Here is a 17,513-nt window from a genome sequence, read left to right on the forward strand (position 1 = left end):
GAATATTATCCCTCAATGTAGGAGAACTGTAAAGGGATGCTGTGAGGAATTGAGAGAGTATGTCTTGTGTCTATCCTAAGCGTAACGCCTTGTATGTGTGGGACGCTTGGGTGTTCACTTTTTAAGCCGTCAGCATGTATATTAAAATGATGCGTTGTCTGGTGGAAAAGTTGTTTTCGAATGTGTTTATGGATACCATACGTTATAAGGTGGGCAAAATATGCGGGTGCCTTCTGTTCCTTTCCTGAAAGATTCTTCTGGGCAACTTGCTTCCCACCCCATTGCCAGGTGATGCGTAAGGTGTAATATTCGCATCTTTGATATTTTTGAGAGGTCTGTGTCAAAAGGCAGCATTTGTTTGGTTTATTGCAGTCCATCAGCAGGTGTACACACGAACCGATCAATCATCGTACAGCGTTGGACGTGGTGTGATTCATGAAAAGAACTCGACCTGATGTTCACATGTTAGGCTATGATCCTCATTTTAAGATTTTTCATGAGCTTATGCGATATAAGGTTCGGGAAATCTTATTGGTATCAAGTCCTTATGATGCCTATATCATGGAGGAAGACGGAAGCCTGACTTCCCGGATTATTAATGAATACTTTGGGCTTAATCTCAGTCAGCCTCCGCGCATTACAAGAGTTGCCGCAGGCGAAGATGCCCTCGCCGCCCTGGAGCGAAAAAAATTCGATCTCATTGTTACCATGCCCCATGTGGGTGGTATGGATGCCTGTACATTTAGTGCAAAAGTAAAAGAGAAGAATTCAAAAATTCCTGTTGTTCTCCTTTCCCATACCAAGAGGGATCTCGTAGAGGACACTCATAGTATGGGTTCCAAGTGTATTGATAATAGTTTTGTCTGGTGTTGTGATTCCGATTTATTGCTGGCGATTGTTAAAAATGTAGAAGATCAGCAAAATGTGGATTTTGACACCCAAAGGGCCATGGTCAGGGTGATTTTGCTGGTTGAAGATACCGCTTTACATCGATCACGGCTTTTACCCATGCTCTATGGCGAGTTGGTCAAGCAAACTCAGTCTGTGTTGGGAGAAGGTTTGAATGAACAGCATCGGTTGCTCAAGATGAGAGCACGTCCGAAAATATTGACAGCTTCCAACTATGAGCAGGCGGAAAGTCTTTTTAGAAAGTACAAGCCTTATATTTTCGCTGTTATGTCTGATGCCAGGTTTCCTAGGAACGGGGTGGTAAGGGACGATTCTGGTTTTCATTTATTGACTATGATCCGCGATGAAAAACAGGATCTGCCTCTTCTTATGCTCAGCACCGATTCGGACAACAAAAAGGTGGCAGAGAAAATTCCCGCGGTCTTTATAGATAAAAGTGATCATGATATTGAAGAAAGAGTGCATGATTTTTTCCTTCGATATCTTGGGTTCGGCGATTTTGTATTTCGTTTGCCGGATATGACCCAGGTAGGCAGGGCAACAAGTTTTTATGAATTCGAGCAGCAATTGAACAGTATTCCCCTGGAGTCTATTCGGTATCATGCTGAAAATAATCATTTTTTTAATTGGGTGATGGCCCGTGCAGAGGTGGCGTTGGCGGCACGGCTTCATAAGCATCATTTTGCCTCCATAAAGGATGATCAACAATTGAAAGAAGATATAGTTGCAAAGGTTCATGCACTGAGGAAATTACGCCAGCAAGGCGTTATTACGCAGTTTAATCGCCGTCGATTTGACCCAAAGATTTCAGACTTTATTCGTATAGGCAAGGGATCCTTAGGGGGAAAGGCGAGAGGGATCGCCTTTATGGCAGCAGAGTTGTATCGAGCAGGGCGTGACTATCCTCTACTGAACCAGTACTGTATCAGAATACCGCAAACTTGTGTTGTTTCGGATGTGGGATTTGATGATTTTATTGCTCTCAATAATCTTCGCTGTTGCGAAGAGGAAAGCGATGAACAGATAGCAGAGCGTTTTCTTGACGCGCGTTTTCCCGAATGGCTGGAAAAAGATTTAACAGCGTACCTTTCTTCAATTACCTTTCCCATATCGGTACGTTCGTCAAGTATGTTGGAAGACGCACAGTTTCGTCCATATGCAGGTTTGTATAAGACATTTATGCTGGCAAATAATCATTCCCGTTTTGAGGTCAGGCTTGAGCAGTTGCTTCAGGCAATAAAATTGGTTTACGCGTCAACCTGGTTTGAGGCACCACGAGCGTTTTCACGTTCAACCGGGCAGACCCAGGAAGATTCCATGGGCGTTATTATACAGCAACTGATAGGCAGTTTTCAGGGGCAGTTTTATTATCCGGCCCTTTCTGGCGTTGTGCAATCCTATAATTATTATCCTGTAGGGAAAATGCAGGCAGACGAAGGGATTGCTCATATTGCCCTTGGTTTTGGAAAAACTGTGGTGGAAGGTGAAAAAAGTCTGCGTTTTTCTCCCCGTTATCCACAATATTTACCACAATTTTCAACTGTTCCTGACATTTTAAAAACATCTCAGCGCTCTTTCTATGCCCTGGATTGTTCGGAAAACACCACGCTGGCAACCGCAAATAGTAATCTTGTTTCCCGAGAAGTCTGCGATGCGGCGGATGAGTTTCCCGTACGATTTTTATGCTCAACATATAATAGCCAGGAAGACAGGATTCGCGATGCCGATCTCCCTGGGTATAAAATCGTTACGTTTGCGCCTATCTTAAAATATGATGTTTATCCTCTACCTGAGCTGCTTTCTGTTCTGGCTGACATGGGTAAAGCAGGTATGGGGTGTGAGGTGGAAGTGGAGTTCGCCCTTGATCTGAATAAGGATGCTGGTAAAAGTGAGCTGTATTTTTTGCAAATTCGGCCCATCGTGACCGGTGGTGAAAAAACACATACTGCAATTACAGAGGAGGACAGGAAAAAGGCCTTCTTGCATTCCAGTCGTTCCCTTGGGCATGGCATCTATGAAAACATATGGGATATTGTTTACGTTAAACCCAAATGTTTTGACCGTGCCGCAACCCGGCAGATAGCAACTGAAATCGGTCGGGTAAATGCTATTCTTGAAAAAGCAGAGAGATCTTACATTCTTATAGGGCCAGGAAGGTGGGGTACTGCTGATCCATGGCTTGGCATCCCGGTACAGTGGAATGATATATCAGGCGTGACAGCCATTGTCGAGTTACAGAATAGTGGGGTGCATGCGGAACCATCACAGGGGTCACATTTTTTTCAGAACATAACTTCTCTGGATATACCGTATTTATTGATCAATAGCGAGCATAGCAGCAGAGAAGATGATATAGGAGAAGAGCGAATATCCTGGGAAGTGGTCGAGCGTGTGTCTGCTGTATATGAGGGGCGTTATATACGCCACGTTCGCCTGACCAGTGCTGTGGTTTTAAAGGTTGACGGCACTACCTCTGAAGCTGTTGCCAGAGCGATGCCGGACAAGATGAGAGGGCAGCTGGTACTTGGTTAAAATCAATTGATGAAGCCCTGTGTGATCGGTTGGGGAGAAAATATATGGAAAAAGCAGTAACAAAAATTATTCATCGAGATCCTGAACAAAAAGAATTTCAACAGGCTGTACAGGAAGTTTTGGAAACAGTTCGTCCTGTACTCGAGCGTAATCCGGAGTATCGAAAACAGGCGGTACTGCAACGTATCGTAGAGCCTGAAAGAGTCATTATGTTTCGTGTTCCTTGGATGGACGACCAGGGGCAGGTTCACGTAAACCGGGGGTTCCGGGTGGAAATGAACTCCGCCATAGGACCGTATAAAGGGGGGCTGAGATTTCATCCGTCTGTGAATTTGTCAATAATTAAATTCCTGGCGTTTGAACAGGTTTTTAAGAATAGCCTTACTACATTGCATATGGGAGGTGGTAAGGGTGGCTCGGATTTTGATCCCAAGGGGCGCTCTGATGCCGAAGTAATGCGATTTTGCCAGGCATTCATGGCAGAACTGTTTCGCCATATAGGTCCGAATACCGATGTGCCTGCCGGTGATATAGGGGTTGGCTCCCGGGAAATCGGATACCTTTTTGGCATGTATAAAAAATTATGTAACGAGTTCACCGGAGTACTGACAGGGAAAAGCCTTGCATGGGGAGGTAGCCTGGTTCGTCCTGAAGCGACAGGGTACGGAGTTGTTTACTTTGCTGCGGAAATGCTTGCAACGAGAAAAGAGGTTTTTGAAGGGAAAACCTGCCTGGTTTCCGGCTCTGGTAATGTCGCACAATTTACCACTGAAAAGATTTTGGAGCTTGGTGGTAAGGTCGTGACCCTGTCTGACTCATCGGGCTATATTTATGATGAAGAAGGCATTGATGCGGAAAAACTTTCTTTTGTAAAAGAGCTGAAAAACATCCGCCGGGGTAGAATCAGGGAATACTGTGAACGATATCCACATACTGTATACAGAGATGCTGATTCATCGTTAGATCATAATCCATTGTGGGATCATAAGGCCGATTGTGCCATGCCGTGCGCTACCCAGAATGAGATCAATGAAAATGACGCCATAACTTTAATTAATAATGGAGTATTTCTGGTGAGCGAAGGGGCAAATATGCCATGTTCTCCCAGTGCAGTTGATATTTTTCTCGAAAATGCTATTTTGTACGGTCCGGGAAAGGCTGCCAATGCTGGCGGGGTAGCCGTATCCGGGCTGGAAATGGCCCAAAATTCCATGCGATTGAAGTGGCCCCGCGAGGAGGTGGACGCACGATTGAAACAGATTATGAAATCTATCCACACTACGTGTGTGGATGCAGCAGAGGAATATGGGCTGAAAGGGAATTATGTGGCTGGCGCCAATATTGCAGGTTTTGTCAACGTGGTAAATGCAATGCTGGATCAAGGGCTTGTGTAGTAATCGGCTGGTGAAGGTGGACCGTACCGTGAATAATCGTAGATATGAAGGCCATAGAGAAATAGAACCATTGTGGGATAATATCGAAAAATATTTCGTTGATGTATCCTCTCGATGTCCATATGGCCTGGACCAGAAAGCTATGTATCATCAGGCCGTATTTGGTTGGTTGGACGATTATACTATGGAGCGCTTTTTGGAAAAGGGGTATCGACGAAACGGAAACAGTATGTATAACATGCGGTGCCCAAATTGTTCGTTGTGCGTCCCTATTCGCATACGGCCAGAGAGATTTGTGCCGAACAGAAATCAGAAACGGGTGCTCAAAAAAAACAGAGATGTAGTAGCCGGCGTTGCTCCCCTTTCCATGTCACGCGAAAATTTGTATCTGCTGGAGAAATTTCTCTGTACGAGGTTCCCTGGAAGTAACAGTCATGCAGAGGGCTACTATACAGGTTTTTTTATCACCAGCATTACACGATGCTTTGAAATCAGGTATAGAGTTGGGGAAAAACTTATTGGCGTGGCTGTTGTGGATGGCAGCATGGATTGGCTGAATGCTGTCTATTTTTATTTTGACCCTGAGGAAAGCTGGCGAAGTCCGGGGGTATTTAACATCCAGTATCTTATTAACTTTTGTGCAAACCAAAAGATAGCACATCTGTATCTAGGCTATTGGATAGAAAACCTTTCTGAAATGGATTATAAAAGACATTTCCGTGCTCATGAAATACTCCAGGGCGGAAGTTGGAAAGAGGTCAGGTAATTGAGTTGTAAGGTAACTGATCACGGGGTTAACAACACAGATATTTCAATTAATTCTGAGTCGTAAGTGATCACAGGCGCCGTATATGTTGTCAGTATGTTAAACATTGATAGCTTTTCATAAGGATCTTCATCGTCTATTCTCAAAGGCGTAGTTACCGATAGAACAAACAGGGGAAAATGAGCCCAGGTTATATAACGGCTTGGTTTCATTTCCCTTTGAATCGTATCTGGTGACAGGTGTTTTAGATTTGGATAAGTGTGATTTCTCGCTATAGCCTGACTATGCGGGGAAGCATGGGCATCCAAAGATGGAATGCCTGTGATCAGTTGCAATCAAGGTGATGATGCTTTTTTGATGGATAGGTCTGCACGTAAGAGTTCACTGATTGTAACAATGTATTACTCAAGAAACTATATATATTATCACGAGCATGTTGAATGTACGTTGATAGGCGCCTCTGCTCTGTTTTTATAACATTAAGAAATAAGAAAAAATTGTCTTGTGATACATTATATGATTGATCTATTACGTACCATCGCAAGTGTTATCGTTCATATGAGCAAGGAAAAAGAACTTCTTGTTACGCTCATTATCAACGACTTTCGAAAACAATATCTAGGCTCTTACCTGGGATTATCCTGGGCATTTCTGCAGCCATTGGTTTTTATCCTGGTAATATGGACTGTTTTTGAACATGGATTTAAGGTAAAGCCGGTTTCAGATGAATTACCCTTTTTTGTCTGGCTTGTCTGCGGGATGGTACCATGGTTTTTTTTCTCAAACAGCCTTGCTATGGGCGTTGATGCCATTACCTCCAATTCGTTTTTAGTCAAAAAAGTCTCTTTTCGAGTGGGTATTCTGCCTGTAGTGGTAATCTGTTCTGAAATGATAATACACTTGGGACTCATACTCTGTGTGATGGTAATTTTAATGCTATATGGTTTGTATCCAACTCTCTATTGGCTACAATTTATTTACTATTTGGGGTGTCAGTTTTTGTTGTTGATTGGGCTTACGCTGTTGTTTTCAGCTTTACGTGTCTTTATAAAAGACATGAGCAATATTATTTCAGTAATGCTCCAGATAGGTTTTTGGTGCACACCTATTTTTTGGAATTCAGAGATGCTATCGCCGAAGCATCAAATTTTTATTAAAATTAATCCTCTGTACTATATAATAAATGGTTATAGAGAAACGTTCACCGGGGAAGTTTGGTTTTGGCATCATTATAAATTAGCAGTTTTCTTTTTCTGTATTAGTTTCTTTTTTATTATAATTGGCTCGCTCTTTTTCAAAAGATTGAGGCCCCATTTTGGAGATGTGCTGTGACCGAAAAAGAAATTGCTATTATTGTTGATGATGTAGTTAAAACATATAAACTGTACGGTTCTATATCTGATCGTATGAAAGAGGCTCTTGATCCTTTTCGTCGTCGATTCAGCAAAGATCATCACGCATTAAAAAATATACAACTGAAGATTCATAAAGGCGAGTCTATCGGTATTATTGGTAATAATGGAAGTGGAAAATCCACATTGCTAAAAATAATTACAGGGGTAGTAAGTCCTTCACAGGGGCAGATATATGTGAATGGAAAGATATCCGCTATCCTCGAATTAGCCTCTGGCTTTAATCAGGATCTGAATGGTATAGATAATATATTTCTCAATGCCTCTCTTAATGGTTTGTCAAGAGAGGAGACGAAAAAAAAGCTTGGCCAAATTATTGACTTTGCAGAGTTGGGAGATTTTATATATCAACCTATAAAAACTTACAGTAGTGGTATGAATGCGAGGCTGGCTTTTTCCGTTGCAGTCTGTATTGATCCTGATGTTTTTATTGTGGATGAGGCGTTAAGTGTTGGTGATGCTGCTTTTTCAAGGAAATGTATTGCTCGGATGGAGCAGATAAAGAAAAACAATGCAACAATACTTTTTGTATCTCACGGTATTTCTAGTATTGTCAGTCTGTGTGAACGTGTCATCTGGTTGGATAAGGGACAGGTTGTACTTGATGGTGATCCTAAGTTGGTTACTGGACTCTATCTGAGGAATTCTGGAGATGCCAGCATCGATATCAATAAGGTGAGAGAACAGTATCATGAAATCCTTGGCGGACAAGATCCTCGGGAAAGAGAGAAAAAGAAGTCATCTTCTCAGGCCGTCCTCACTGAAGCGTACGATATCAATCTAAAAACAAAATCAATTATTAGCTACCCTGAAAATGGGGCAGTTCTATCAAATTTCGGAATCCTTAATGAACATCGTGACTCTGTGAATATTTTGAGCAGCGGTAAGCTGTATAGATATCATTACGACGTAACTTTTGAAAAAGGGTTATATAAAGTTCAGTATAGTTTTTTAATAAAAGATAAAGATGGTGTGAATATAGCTGGTGGAGTTTTGCCATCTATAAATGAATGGTTTGATTTTCAGGATGGCAGGAAGCATGTCGAGATAGCCTTTAAATGTGATTTAAATCCTGGGTATTATTATTTTAACGCGGGTGTTGTTGCTCTGCTTGATGATAAAATTGATTACGCCCACAGAGTACTGGATGCATATATGTTTCGTGTTGAGGGGGGAAAAAATATGGGTACAGGGTTTCTTGATCTTATAGATGAGTATTCTGTAGAGGCCGTATGATTGGTGGGGAAATGAGCGCAGTGTGCCCTGCTTTTCTTGTTTACCCTGACCCTTTCTCAATGAAGAATTTGTAGGATACTTGCTTTGCTGTTAATCAAATGAAAAAGCACGCATCTGATATGTAGTCATTGTAGCCAGCCCGTTTCTTTTTTTGCTCCATGTCAGTAATTAGTCACTGGGAGTACCGCTTCCGCTTTCATGTACATCAGGGCTGTGATTGTAATTGTCCTGTATTTGCCAAACTATCATAATGGCGCGAGTGTTGCGTGTTTTGATCTGGCGCTTGATGGAGACTTTGTGAGGTATCGGTGAACGCTTGCTGCTCACCGAATGGATAGAACTCTGGGTAGGTCACTTGTATGAATGTGGTTGAACGAAAAATACAGGTGTAAGTGATAACAGGCGCTCCGCGAACTCTCCCGCTGGTCGCTTATCTCTTTGGGTGATCTCAAATTCACGCATAGATAGGCGAACGGAATCTGGGCTTACCTGGGAACAATCACGCGTGCATAAATCTGGAACGCCTGAAATCATTTACAATTATGATAGAGATGAAAGCAAGAGGGGTATATACCCCATGATCAGTTATATAAAGGTTATGGTAAAATGAAACAAACCTGTCTGTTGATATTGGGTATGCATAGAAGTGGAACATCTGCTTTAACAGGAACATTGAATATATTAGATGTTTATGTTGGCAGTGATTTGATGGGTGGTGATTCAGGTAATAGAAAAGGCTACTTTGAGAACAATGTACTATATAATATAAACGAGATGCTGTTGTCTCAAATTGGAAGTTCGTGGCAAGATTTATTTTATTCTGCTGATAAACTTGAGGCAAGCGTTGACAAAGATAAACTCAAGTTTACGCTTGAAAAAGAATTTCGCAATAAAGAAATTTTTGCGATTAAGGATCCTAGAATAATTTTACTGTTTCCTTTGTATCAAAAGGTGTTGAATGAACTGGATATAGAAATAAAAATTATTATTCCGTATAGAAATCCTGTGGAAGTTGCTATGTCATTGCATAAGCGAAATAACTTTTCCTTTGAAAAAGGATTTCTTCTTTGGTGTTATCACCTTTTGTATGCAGAAAAATATTCTCGAAATTGCTGTAGGGTTGTTCTTGAATATGAAAAATTACTTTCGCATACAGAAGAGACTCTCCGATATATTTCCAGGGAAATTGGGGTTGACTTTATTACCAAATACAATGAAAGACGTGGTCAGGTCGAAGATTTTCTTGATCCTCAATTAAGACATCACGATACAACTGTGACTGAGAATGTAGTATCTGTTCCAGGTGTAGTGAGGAAAATTGTTCAAAGGTTGGAGGGTTTTAATGTTGAAAACGTTCAGGCTGAATTTGACCTGTTAATGTCCGAATTTGTAGAGTATAAAAAATTATTTCTTAATAAAGAAATACATAACATGTGTTCGGCCTACGTCAAGATTGCAGGCTATGATGAGCAGATTGGTCAGTGTGAAAAATTCAATGATGAGTATATTGAAACAGCATATGTTAAAAAATTCTTACTGGAACAATCAGATATAATATCCTCTTTGGAAGAAAAATATCAAGAATTGAAACACAGAATGAAACATAAAGAGGACATGTTGGATGAATGTCATAGGGATATTATAAAAAAACAGTCAAATATTGATAGTCTACAACGTGAACTCTCAAATATTTATTGTAGCCTAAGCTGGAGATTGACTCGTCCTTTGAGAAAGGTTATGAGGAAATTGGAAAAATGAATAATATCCTGACTTTTTATAAGTGGAAAAAAATAATAACAAAAAGTAAATTGTTTGATTTTAGATATTATTTCTTTACGTATTCAGATATTAGGTTGGGTGATATTGATCCTGTTTCACATTATATAAAGTATGGTGAAAAGGAAGGACGTTTTCCTAATAGAAATTTTGATCCAAAATATTATAGAGATACATATCCAGACGTTGATGCAAGTGAACTGAATGCATTTGTACATTATATTTTATATGGAAAACAACAAGATCGATTTGTTAATCATGGTCAATATATACAAAATGAAGAAGAATTGTATTGGTATAAAATAATTAGTGAAAGCGGTATGTTTGATGTTAGCTATTATTTGGAAAGTAATAGTGAAGTGTTAAACGCTTCTGTGGATCCAATCATGCATTATATAAAAAATGGTGTTTCTCAAAAGAAAAATCCTTCTAAATCTTTTGATACGTATTTCTATTTGCATTTCCATAAGGATGTTCAGGCCAGTAATATGAATCCGTTTGTACACTATATTTTATATGGTAAAAAAGAGGGAAGATGTTGTTCTTAGATGGAAAAATAGCTATGTATACAAAACCGTTTTTTGTAACTATGAGATATTATGTAGATCGAGGAAACAGAGACCAGTAGAAAATATGAATGTTGCGCTTAGACAAAAATTACGGCATCTGAGAAGAAAAATACTAAAATTACGTTTTAGTCTTTATAGGCCTTATCAAAAAATTCTTCAGTCTGGCCTGTTTGATGAAGAATATTATTTTCGAACGAACGAAGATTTATCTCGAGACGAAATTGATCCCCTTATTCATTATCTGCAATATGGTCATGCTGAGGGGCGTAAACCCAATTGTCTTTTCGAAACTGCCTGGTATCCTGGGAAATATCGGAAGGTATTGATCAAGGGTACAAATCCTCTCTACCATTATATTTGCAAAGGGTGGAAGGAAGGAAAGAATCCTTGTGCACTCTTTGAGACACGGTACTATCTGCAGTCTCACCCTGAGATAGCGAATAAAGGCATTAATCCTTTATTTCACTACCTACAGTATGGAGCATGGAATGGCAGTTGGCCAAACCCACGGTTTGACTCCGCATTTTATCTGAGTTTAAGTCCTGAACTCTTTGAAACTAAAGAGAATCCTCTAGCCCATTATATGAGGCGCGGTAAATGGGAAGGCCGGTCAACCATGGAGCGGGAGATCGAGTTTGATTATGCTCCTACCATAAGCTTATTGACTCCGGTTTATAACGTACCTGAATCATTTTTGCGCGATTGTGTGCAATCTGTACTTCTGCAAAGTTATCCCCATTGGGAGCTTTGTCTAGCGGATGACGGGAGTTCAGCAGCGCATATTCGTCCGGTATTGGAAGAGTTAAGCAGGAAGGATACCCGTATAAAAGTTGTCTGTTTAGACGAAAATAAAGGTATAGCTGGTGCCACAAATGCCGCAGCATCTCTTGCTACAGGTGAGTATATAGGATTTTTGGATAATGACGATGAACTGACCCGTGACGCATTGCTGGAGGTGGTTCGTCTACTCAACGAGCAAAAAGCGGATATTATATATTCCGATGAATGTATTGTTAACAGCGCCGGAGAATTACTTGAGTGCCATTATAAACCGGATTATTCTCCGGATTTGCTCCGCACTCACAATTATATTACCCATTTTCTGGTTATTCGGAGAGAACTTTTCCAACAGGTTGGAGGGGTGGGAACAGAGTATAATGGTGCTCAGGACTACGATCTTCTCCTTAAAGTAACAGATAAAACCAATGCGATTCGGCACATACCTCAGGTCTTATATCGTTGGCGAACCATAGAAACTTCAACAAGTGCCAATCCTGATGCGAAATCGTATGCCCATGATGCCGGCAAAAAGGCGTTGCAGGCCTCACTGCAAAGGCAAAACGTTGCTGCTGATGTTCTTGATGCCAATCTTCCTTTCTATTATAGAGTAAGAAGGCAACTTACGCATCAGCCATTGGTTTCAATAATTATTCCCTTCCATAATCAGCCCCAATTGCTCCAGCAGTGCATTGAATCGGTTGTAACTGTTACCTCCTACGATAATATCGAGATTCTTGGGGTGAGTAATAACAGCGATGATCCGGCAGTGTTTGAGCTGATGAATGCATTGAGTCACAAGTATGAACAGGTTCGTTTTTTCGAATTCAACCATCCGTTCAACTATTCGGAAATCAATAATTATGCAGTGAATTTGAGCAAGGGGGAACATGTCGTTTTGATGAATAACGACATAGAGGTTCTAAATCATGACTGGCTTGCTTGTATGCTTGAGCATTCACAACGTGAGGATGTCGGCGCTGTTGGGGCTAAACTGTATTATCCCGACGACACCATTCAGCATGCCGGGGTTATTCTTGGCATTGGCGGATTTGCCGGACACGCGCACAGACACGCTGACCGAAAGGATCCCGGCTACTTCAACAGATTAAACTGTATACAGGATTTCAGTGCTGTAACTGCAGCCTTGCTCATGGTAAAAAGGCGTTTGTATGATCATGTCGGAGGACTTGATGAAGAGCACTTGGGGATAGCGCTGAACGATGTTGATTTTTGCTTGAAACTTCGTGAAGCAGGGTTTCTTAATGTGTTTACTCCATATGCAGAGGCATATCATCACGAATCTGCGTCACGCGGTTATGAGGATACTGCTGCCAAAAAGAAACGATTCAATAAAGAGGTGGCGTATTTTAAAGAGCGATGGGCTGAAATTTTGGAGCATGGCGACCCCTATTACAACCTCAACCTTTGTACGTATCGAGAAGATTTTGCTCGTGATACCTATGTGAGCTGGTATACCTCTGATGAAGAGCGAAAGGCGATTCTTACACAACTTGGAGTGAGAATTTCTGATCAATAGTCCATATCCGTGAAGGGATGTTGACACAGGTGTGGATATGCTTGACATAATACTGAAAATACAATCATTATTCGATGGCACCCGTAACAGGGAGGTTTCGTTGATTGATTTAAATAGTCATGAGGGACACAGGCTGGTCTATGCAGGATAATCATTCGTCGGAGCAGGAACGTTTAATTCGTGAACAGGCTCGAACCATCGAACGTCTGAATAAGCAAATACAGGAAATGGAGCAATCCAAGGTTTGGCGTATTGCGGAATTTTTTCGCAGGCTTATCCGGGTACATTTCTTGAACTGGTTTCCGTCCATTCAGATATATTATTTGCCCCTTTTCAAAAGGACCTTCCGGCGTTATGTGTTACAACCTTTAATACGTGGTGGCTTCGTCGCTGATTCCTATACCAAGTGGATGCGCCTGGAAGAACAGTTCGTAAAGCAAACCGTTGCAAGAAGTAAGAAGATGGAGAGTTCTGCTAAACTGCCAACCATAAGTCTCCTGATGCCTGTCTATAACGTCGAGCCCGTCTGGCTTGAGGCTGCGATTTGCTCGGTGCTTGACCAGTCATATGGCCGTTGGCAGTTGTGCATTGCAGATGACTGTTCTACCAAGCCAGGCATAAGGCCGATGCTTGAGGCGTTTGCTCGGAAAGATGAACGTATTACCATTTCATTTTTAGCGGAAAATCTTGGCATAGTTGGTGCCTCAAACGCTGCTCTTGAAATGGCGACGGGTGATTATATCGGTCTGCTGGATAATGATGACACCCTGGCTCCCCACGCTTTACAACTGGTGGCAGAAGCTATTGATGAAAAGCCGGAAGCAGAATGTTTTTATAGTGACGAGGATAAGATATCTGAGCAAGGCAGACGCTACGAACCATTTTTTAAGCCTGATTGGTCCCCAGATACCCTGCGAAGCTATAATTACTTGTGTCATTTCACGGTCATCAAGAGAGATTTGTTCCTTTCTCTGGGCGGCTTTCGCCCTGGGTATGATGGATCCCAGGATTATGATCTATTTCTTCGTGTAAGCGAACAGGCTCGTGAAATCGAACATATCCCGCATATCCTCTATCACTGGAGAGCAATTGAGGGGTCGGTAGGAAAACGGGGAGATGCGAAAATGTATGCTTACGACAGCGCAAAAAAAGCTCTGAACGATCATCTTGACCGCCTGCACCTGCCAGCAAAAGTCGAAGATGGTCTTTTTCTGGGATCCTATAGAATTCGCTACCAGCTTGCCGGTCAGCATCGCGTAGCAATAATTATTCCGACCAAAGACAAGGTTTCTGTGCTCAAACGATGCGTGGACTCCATTCTATCCTGCTCCACCTACGGGAACTACCACGTCTATATTGTGGATAATGGGAGTAGCGAACAGGCAACTTTTGAATATTACGCATCTCTGGATGAGCAGAAAAGGGTTTCTCTCTTTCATTTTGACGAGCCGTTTAATTTTTCCAAAATCAATAATTTTGCCGTTCGAGAAACAAAAGAGGAGTTTCTTGTGTTTCTCAATAACGACACCGAGATCCTTTCTCCGGAGTGGCTTGAAGAAATGCTTGGATATGCCCAGCGGCAAGATGTCGGAGCTGTTGGCTCGTTGCTCTATTACCCCAACAATACCGTACAACATGGGGGGATAATTATGGGCATTGGCGGGGTCGCAGGACACAGTCATAAATATTTTCATCGGCGGGAATACGGGTATTTCGGCAGGTTGAAAATCGTCCAGAATTTAAGCGGGGTTACGGCTGCCTGTCTTATGATGAGACGCTCGGTGTTCGAGGAGGTCGGGGGATTCGAGGAGTTCCTCAGTCATGCCTTTAATGATGTGGACCTCTGTCTGAAAGTCAGAAGCAGGGGATACCTGATTGTGTATACTCCATTCGCAGAATTGTATCATCACGAATCAATAAGCCGTGGGTATGAGACAACCCCTGAAAAAAAAGACCGTTTTCATCAGGAATGGGCTTTTTGTGATAACAGATGGGGGCATATGTTTCAGGCAGGTGATCCATATTATAATTGCCACCTGACTTTATTGAGAGAAGACTTCTCCATTGGTTTAGGTGAAGCAGCAAGATACAAATCTGATAAATCCGGGGTTGTAGATAAAGGTTTATAATTTCAAAGAGATTGGGTGGTGATGACAAGCAGATGCGATACAGTTACTGAGACGCCTTCACGGAATAATGTCTTTTCGCTGATGTCCGGCCGAACCTGGTTGGTAATAGCCTTTACACTTATTTGGAGCATCGTCTTCTATAAATACCTTGTTCTTGATAAAGTATTTATTTTCAGTCAGTTGGCCATTGACTCGGTGAGCCAGTTTTATCCGGTCGATTATTTTCGCATTAAGAATTATCTTGCTGGCCAAATACCTTTCTGGTCGTTTCAATTGGATCTGGGAACGAATATTTATGGTATAATGACCAACATCAGCCCTTTTGACATACTGCTGGTGCCATTTGGTCCAGATCATTTTCACACTGCAATACATCTTGCTGTTTTTTTAAAGCTTTTTGGGTGCTGTGTTTTTTTTCATGCCTTTTTACGCCGGTTGAACATAGCCACTCCCTGGGCTTTGACAGGTGCTCTTCTATTTACCTTCAACGGATATCTGTTAGTCAACAGTCACTGGTACCATTATTCCAATTATGCGGTTTTCATCGCTTTGTTTCTTCTCTTCTTTGAGGTCTGGTTTCAAGATGGTCGCTGGCTGCCCCTGGTACTTGTACTCGGCCTTATTCCTCTCAAGGGGGAATTGCAGTTGCTGCAAATGGTTGCTTTTGGCAGTGTGTACGTATTTTTTCGTGCTGTAAATGTTTTTGGTTGGTCATGGCACGTAGTACGAACTTTTTTTTGGTTAGGTGTGTTTTTTTCCCTTGGGGTATGCATTCAGTCGTATCTATTACTGCCAAATATTCTTACTATTCTCTCTTCTTCCCGTGCGGCTGCTGCTGTCGATCACATTTCTCTTGGAGAAAAAATCGCCTACATTCTGCGTGTGGAAAATTGGGAAGTCATTAAGATTATCTTTGCCCGAATGACAGCCAATGATTTGCTTGGTTCCTGGACTGGCTATCATGGCATGTATAATTATTTTGAAGATTCCACGCTCTATTCAGGGATTCTTACCTTACTACTCTTGCCTCTGTGTTTTGTAAGAACTGCAGGGACAAGACTTTTATGGAGTTTTCCTTTCGTATGCAGCATTATTTTCCTCTTTCCTCAAATGCGTTGGGCATTGAATGGCTTTGCAAGCGGCACGTTTAAGTACATATCTCTCTATGTCAGTACGTTTTCCATTATCTGCTGTGTATTTCTGCTTCAAAATTGGGTAGATAAGAACTCCCGGAGTAATATCGTTACTACTGGCAGCGGGCGAATCAACTGGTTGATTGTTTTACTCTGTTGGGCCGGTCTCATTGTTGTTTGTCTGATTGACCTGTTGTTCGGATCTTTTTTAAGCTTACGCGCAGATTCAAAAGTTGTTCAGCAGGCACTTTTTCTGGTTGTCACGTATGTATCTCTTCTTGTTGTATCCTGGAAATTTCCCCGGTGTTCTTGGTCGAGATATCTGTTGGTGGCAGTGATAATTATTGAGATAGTTCTTTTTTCCAGACAAACCGTTAGTCGAAACCGTGGCGCTCTTCCCCCTACTTTTGTGCAACAGGGCCGGTTTTATTTTTCCCCCTCAACACAATCTGCTTTACATCAGATACAGTCCACAGACACTTCCTTTTATCGTATAGAGAAGGGGTATAATGACGGCCACCTTAATGATGCCATGATCCAGGGGTATAATGGTACTTCTGCCTATTTTGGGTTTGTCAGTTCAGGCGTTGTCCAGTTTTATCGACATTTTGGACTTTCTCTGAACTCACCGAGATTGTCTTCGTATCGATACGGTATGGAAAAACGGGCCGACCTGCAGACATTGCTTGCAGTTAAGTATTTTTTGTGTCGAACTGATGAAGAGTGTGGCGGGCTGCAAAATTTCACCTTACGTGATGAGATTGATGGGGTAAAAATATATCAAAATCAAAATGTTAATGGGTTTGCACGGATGTACTATGCCCAATGTCCTGCTATAGATTTTCAATCCTATTCTTCTGTTCAAAAAGATAGACTGACCAAAACAGCTGTGATTACGGAGCAAAAACTTCCAGATGTCCAGCTGGATTGCAGAGGGGCAGGTGATATTGAAGGGGAGGCAAGGAACCAAGACCAGTTTATTTTGGAACAGTGGCAGCAGGATTACTTCAAGGGTAACATACAGGTAACCCGGCCCGGTATACTGTTTTTCCCAATCCCCTATGATCGGGGCTGGCAGGTTATGGTGAATGGGATTCCGGCAGATCTCTATCCTCTTGATTATGGTTTTATGGGTATTGCCCTGCAAGACAGGGGCCCAAAGGAAGTCGTACTGCACTACCAACCACCATTCATGGGGCTTGCCATTGTCGTGTCAGTTCTGGCACTTGCCTTCAGCTTGTTAATGTATTGGCGATATCCTTGTGTGGCGGGCTATCGCAACAGAGAAAAAGGAAAACCGAATTATAGGGGAACGGATGACAATAAATAATCCGATCTTT

General features: G+C 41.8%; 10 protein-coding genes. All 10 read left to right on the plus strand.

What is annotated here, in order from left to right; genetic code table 11:
- The first annotated feature begins 435 nt into the window (after positions 1-435).
- Positions 436-3,441 (plus strand): PEP/pyruvate-binding domain-containing protein, encoded by a 3,006-nt coding sequence (locus G493_RS27325; RefSeq protein WP_232363696.1) that lies wholly within the window; start codon positions 436-438, stop codon positions 3,439-3,441.
- A gap of 44 nt (positions 3,442-3,485) precedes the next feature.
- Positions 3,486-4,835: an NADP-specific glutamate dehydrogenase gene (gene gdhA / locus G493_RS0101540; protein WP_028578949.1), complete on the plus strand. Its 1,350-nt coding sequence runs from the start codon at positions 3,486-3,488 to the stop codon at positions 4,833-4,835.
- A gap of 28 nt (positions 4,836-4,863) precedes the next feature.
- Positions 4,864-5,601: an arginyltransferase gene (locus G493_RS0101545; RefSeq protein WP_028578950.1), complete on the plus strand. Its 738-nt coding sequence runs from the start codon at positions 4,864-4,866 to the stop codon at positions 5,599-5,601.
- Between the two features lie 516 nt (positions 5,602-6,117).
- Positions 6,118-6,933, plus strand: coding sequence for an ABC transporter permease (locus G493_RS0101550; protein ID WP_035272935.1), 816 nt, complete (start codon positions 6,118-6,120; stop codon positions 6,931-6,933).
- Positions 6,930-8,249 carry an ABC transporter ATP-binding protein gene (locus G493_RS0101555; protein ID WP_028578952.1) on the plus strand — a complete coding sequence of 440 codons (1,320 nt, stop codon included), beginning with the start codon at positions 6,930-6,932 and terminating at the stop codon, positions 8,247-8,249. Before G493_RS0101550 ends, G493_RS0101555 begins: the two co-directional genes overlap by 4 nt.
- Positions 8,250-8,855: 606 nt before the next feature.
- Positions 8,856-10,007 (plus strand): sulfotransferase family protein, encoded by a 1,152-nt coding sequence (locus G493_RS0101560; RefSeq protein WP_028578953.1) that lies wholly within the window; start codon positions 8,856-8,858, stop codon positions 10,005-10,007.
- Positions 10,004-10,573 (plus strand): hypothetical protein, encoded by a 570-nt coding sequence (locus G493_RS0101565; protein WP_028578954.1) that lies wholly within the window; start codon positions 10,004-10,006, stop codon positions 10,571-10,573. The genes G493_RS0101560 and G493_RS0101565 overlap by 4 nt, the downstream gene beginning before the upstream one ends.
- Before the next feature lie 85 nt (positions 10,574-10,658).
- Positions 10,659-12,911 carry a glycosyltransferase family 2 protein gene (locus G493_RS27330; protein WP_051308925.1) on the plus strand — a complete coding sequence of 751 codons (2,253 nt, stop codon included), beginning with the start codon at positions 10,659-10,661 and terminating at the stop codon, positions 12,909-12,911.
- Positions 12,912-13,051: 140 nt separating this feature from the next.
- Entirely contained in the window at positions 13,052-15,040 is a 1,989-nt protein-coding gene (locus G493_RS27335) for a glycosyltransferase family 2 protein (protein ID WP_051308926.1), read from the plus strand.
- 21 nt (positions 15,041-15,061) lie between these two features.
- Positions 15,062-17,503, plus strand: a complete 2,442-nt coding sequence (locus G493_RS0101580) for a YfhO family protein (protein WP_028578955.1) — start codon at positions 15,062-15,064, stop codon at positions 17,501-17,503.
- The last annotated feature ends 10 nt before the right edge of the window (positions 17,504-17,513 follow it).

This window comes from Desulfogranum japonicum DSM 18378, from assembly GCF_000429945.1.
Classification (GTDB): Bacteria; Desulfobacterota; Desulfobulbia; order Desulfobulbales; family Desulfobulbaceae; genus Desulfogranum; species Desulfogranum japonicum.

Excerpts from the sequence above, each read along its gene's own strand:
- G493_RS27325 (WP_232363696.1), top strand. The coding sequence starts at position 436 with ATGAAAAGAACTCGACCTGATGTTCACATGTTAGGCTATGATCCTCAT.
- gdhA (WP_028578949.1), top strand. The coding sequence starts at position 3,486 with ATGGAAAAAGCAGTAACAAAAATTATTCATCGAGATCCTGAACAAAAA.
- G493_RS0101550 (WP_035272935.1), top strand. The coding sequence starts at position 6,118 with ATGATTGATCTATTACGTACCATCGCAAGTGTTATCGTTCATATGAGC.
- G493_RS0101560 (WP_028578953.1), top strand. The coding sequence starts at position 8,856 with ATGAAACAAACCTGTCTGTTGATATTGGGTATGCATAGAAGTGGAACA.
- G493_RS0101565 (WP_028578954.1), top strand. The coding sequence starts at position 10,004 with ATGAATAATATCCTGACTTTTTATAAGTGGAAAAAAATAATAACAAAA.
- G493_RS27330 (WP_051308925.1), top strand. The coding sequence starts at position 10,659 with ATGAATGTTGCGCTTAGACAAAAATTACGGCATCTGAGAAGAAAAATA.
- G493_RS27335 (WP_051308926.1), top strand. The coding sequence starts at position 13,052 with ATGCAGGATAATCATTCGTCGGAGCAGGAACGTTTAATTCGTGAACAG.
- G493_RS0101580 (WP_028578955.1), top strand. The coding sequence starts at position 15,062 with ATGACAAGCAGATGCGATACAGTTACTGAGACGCCTTCACGGAATAAT.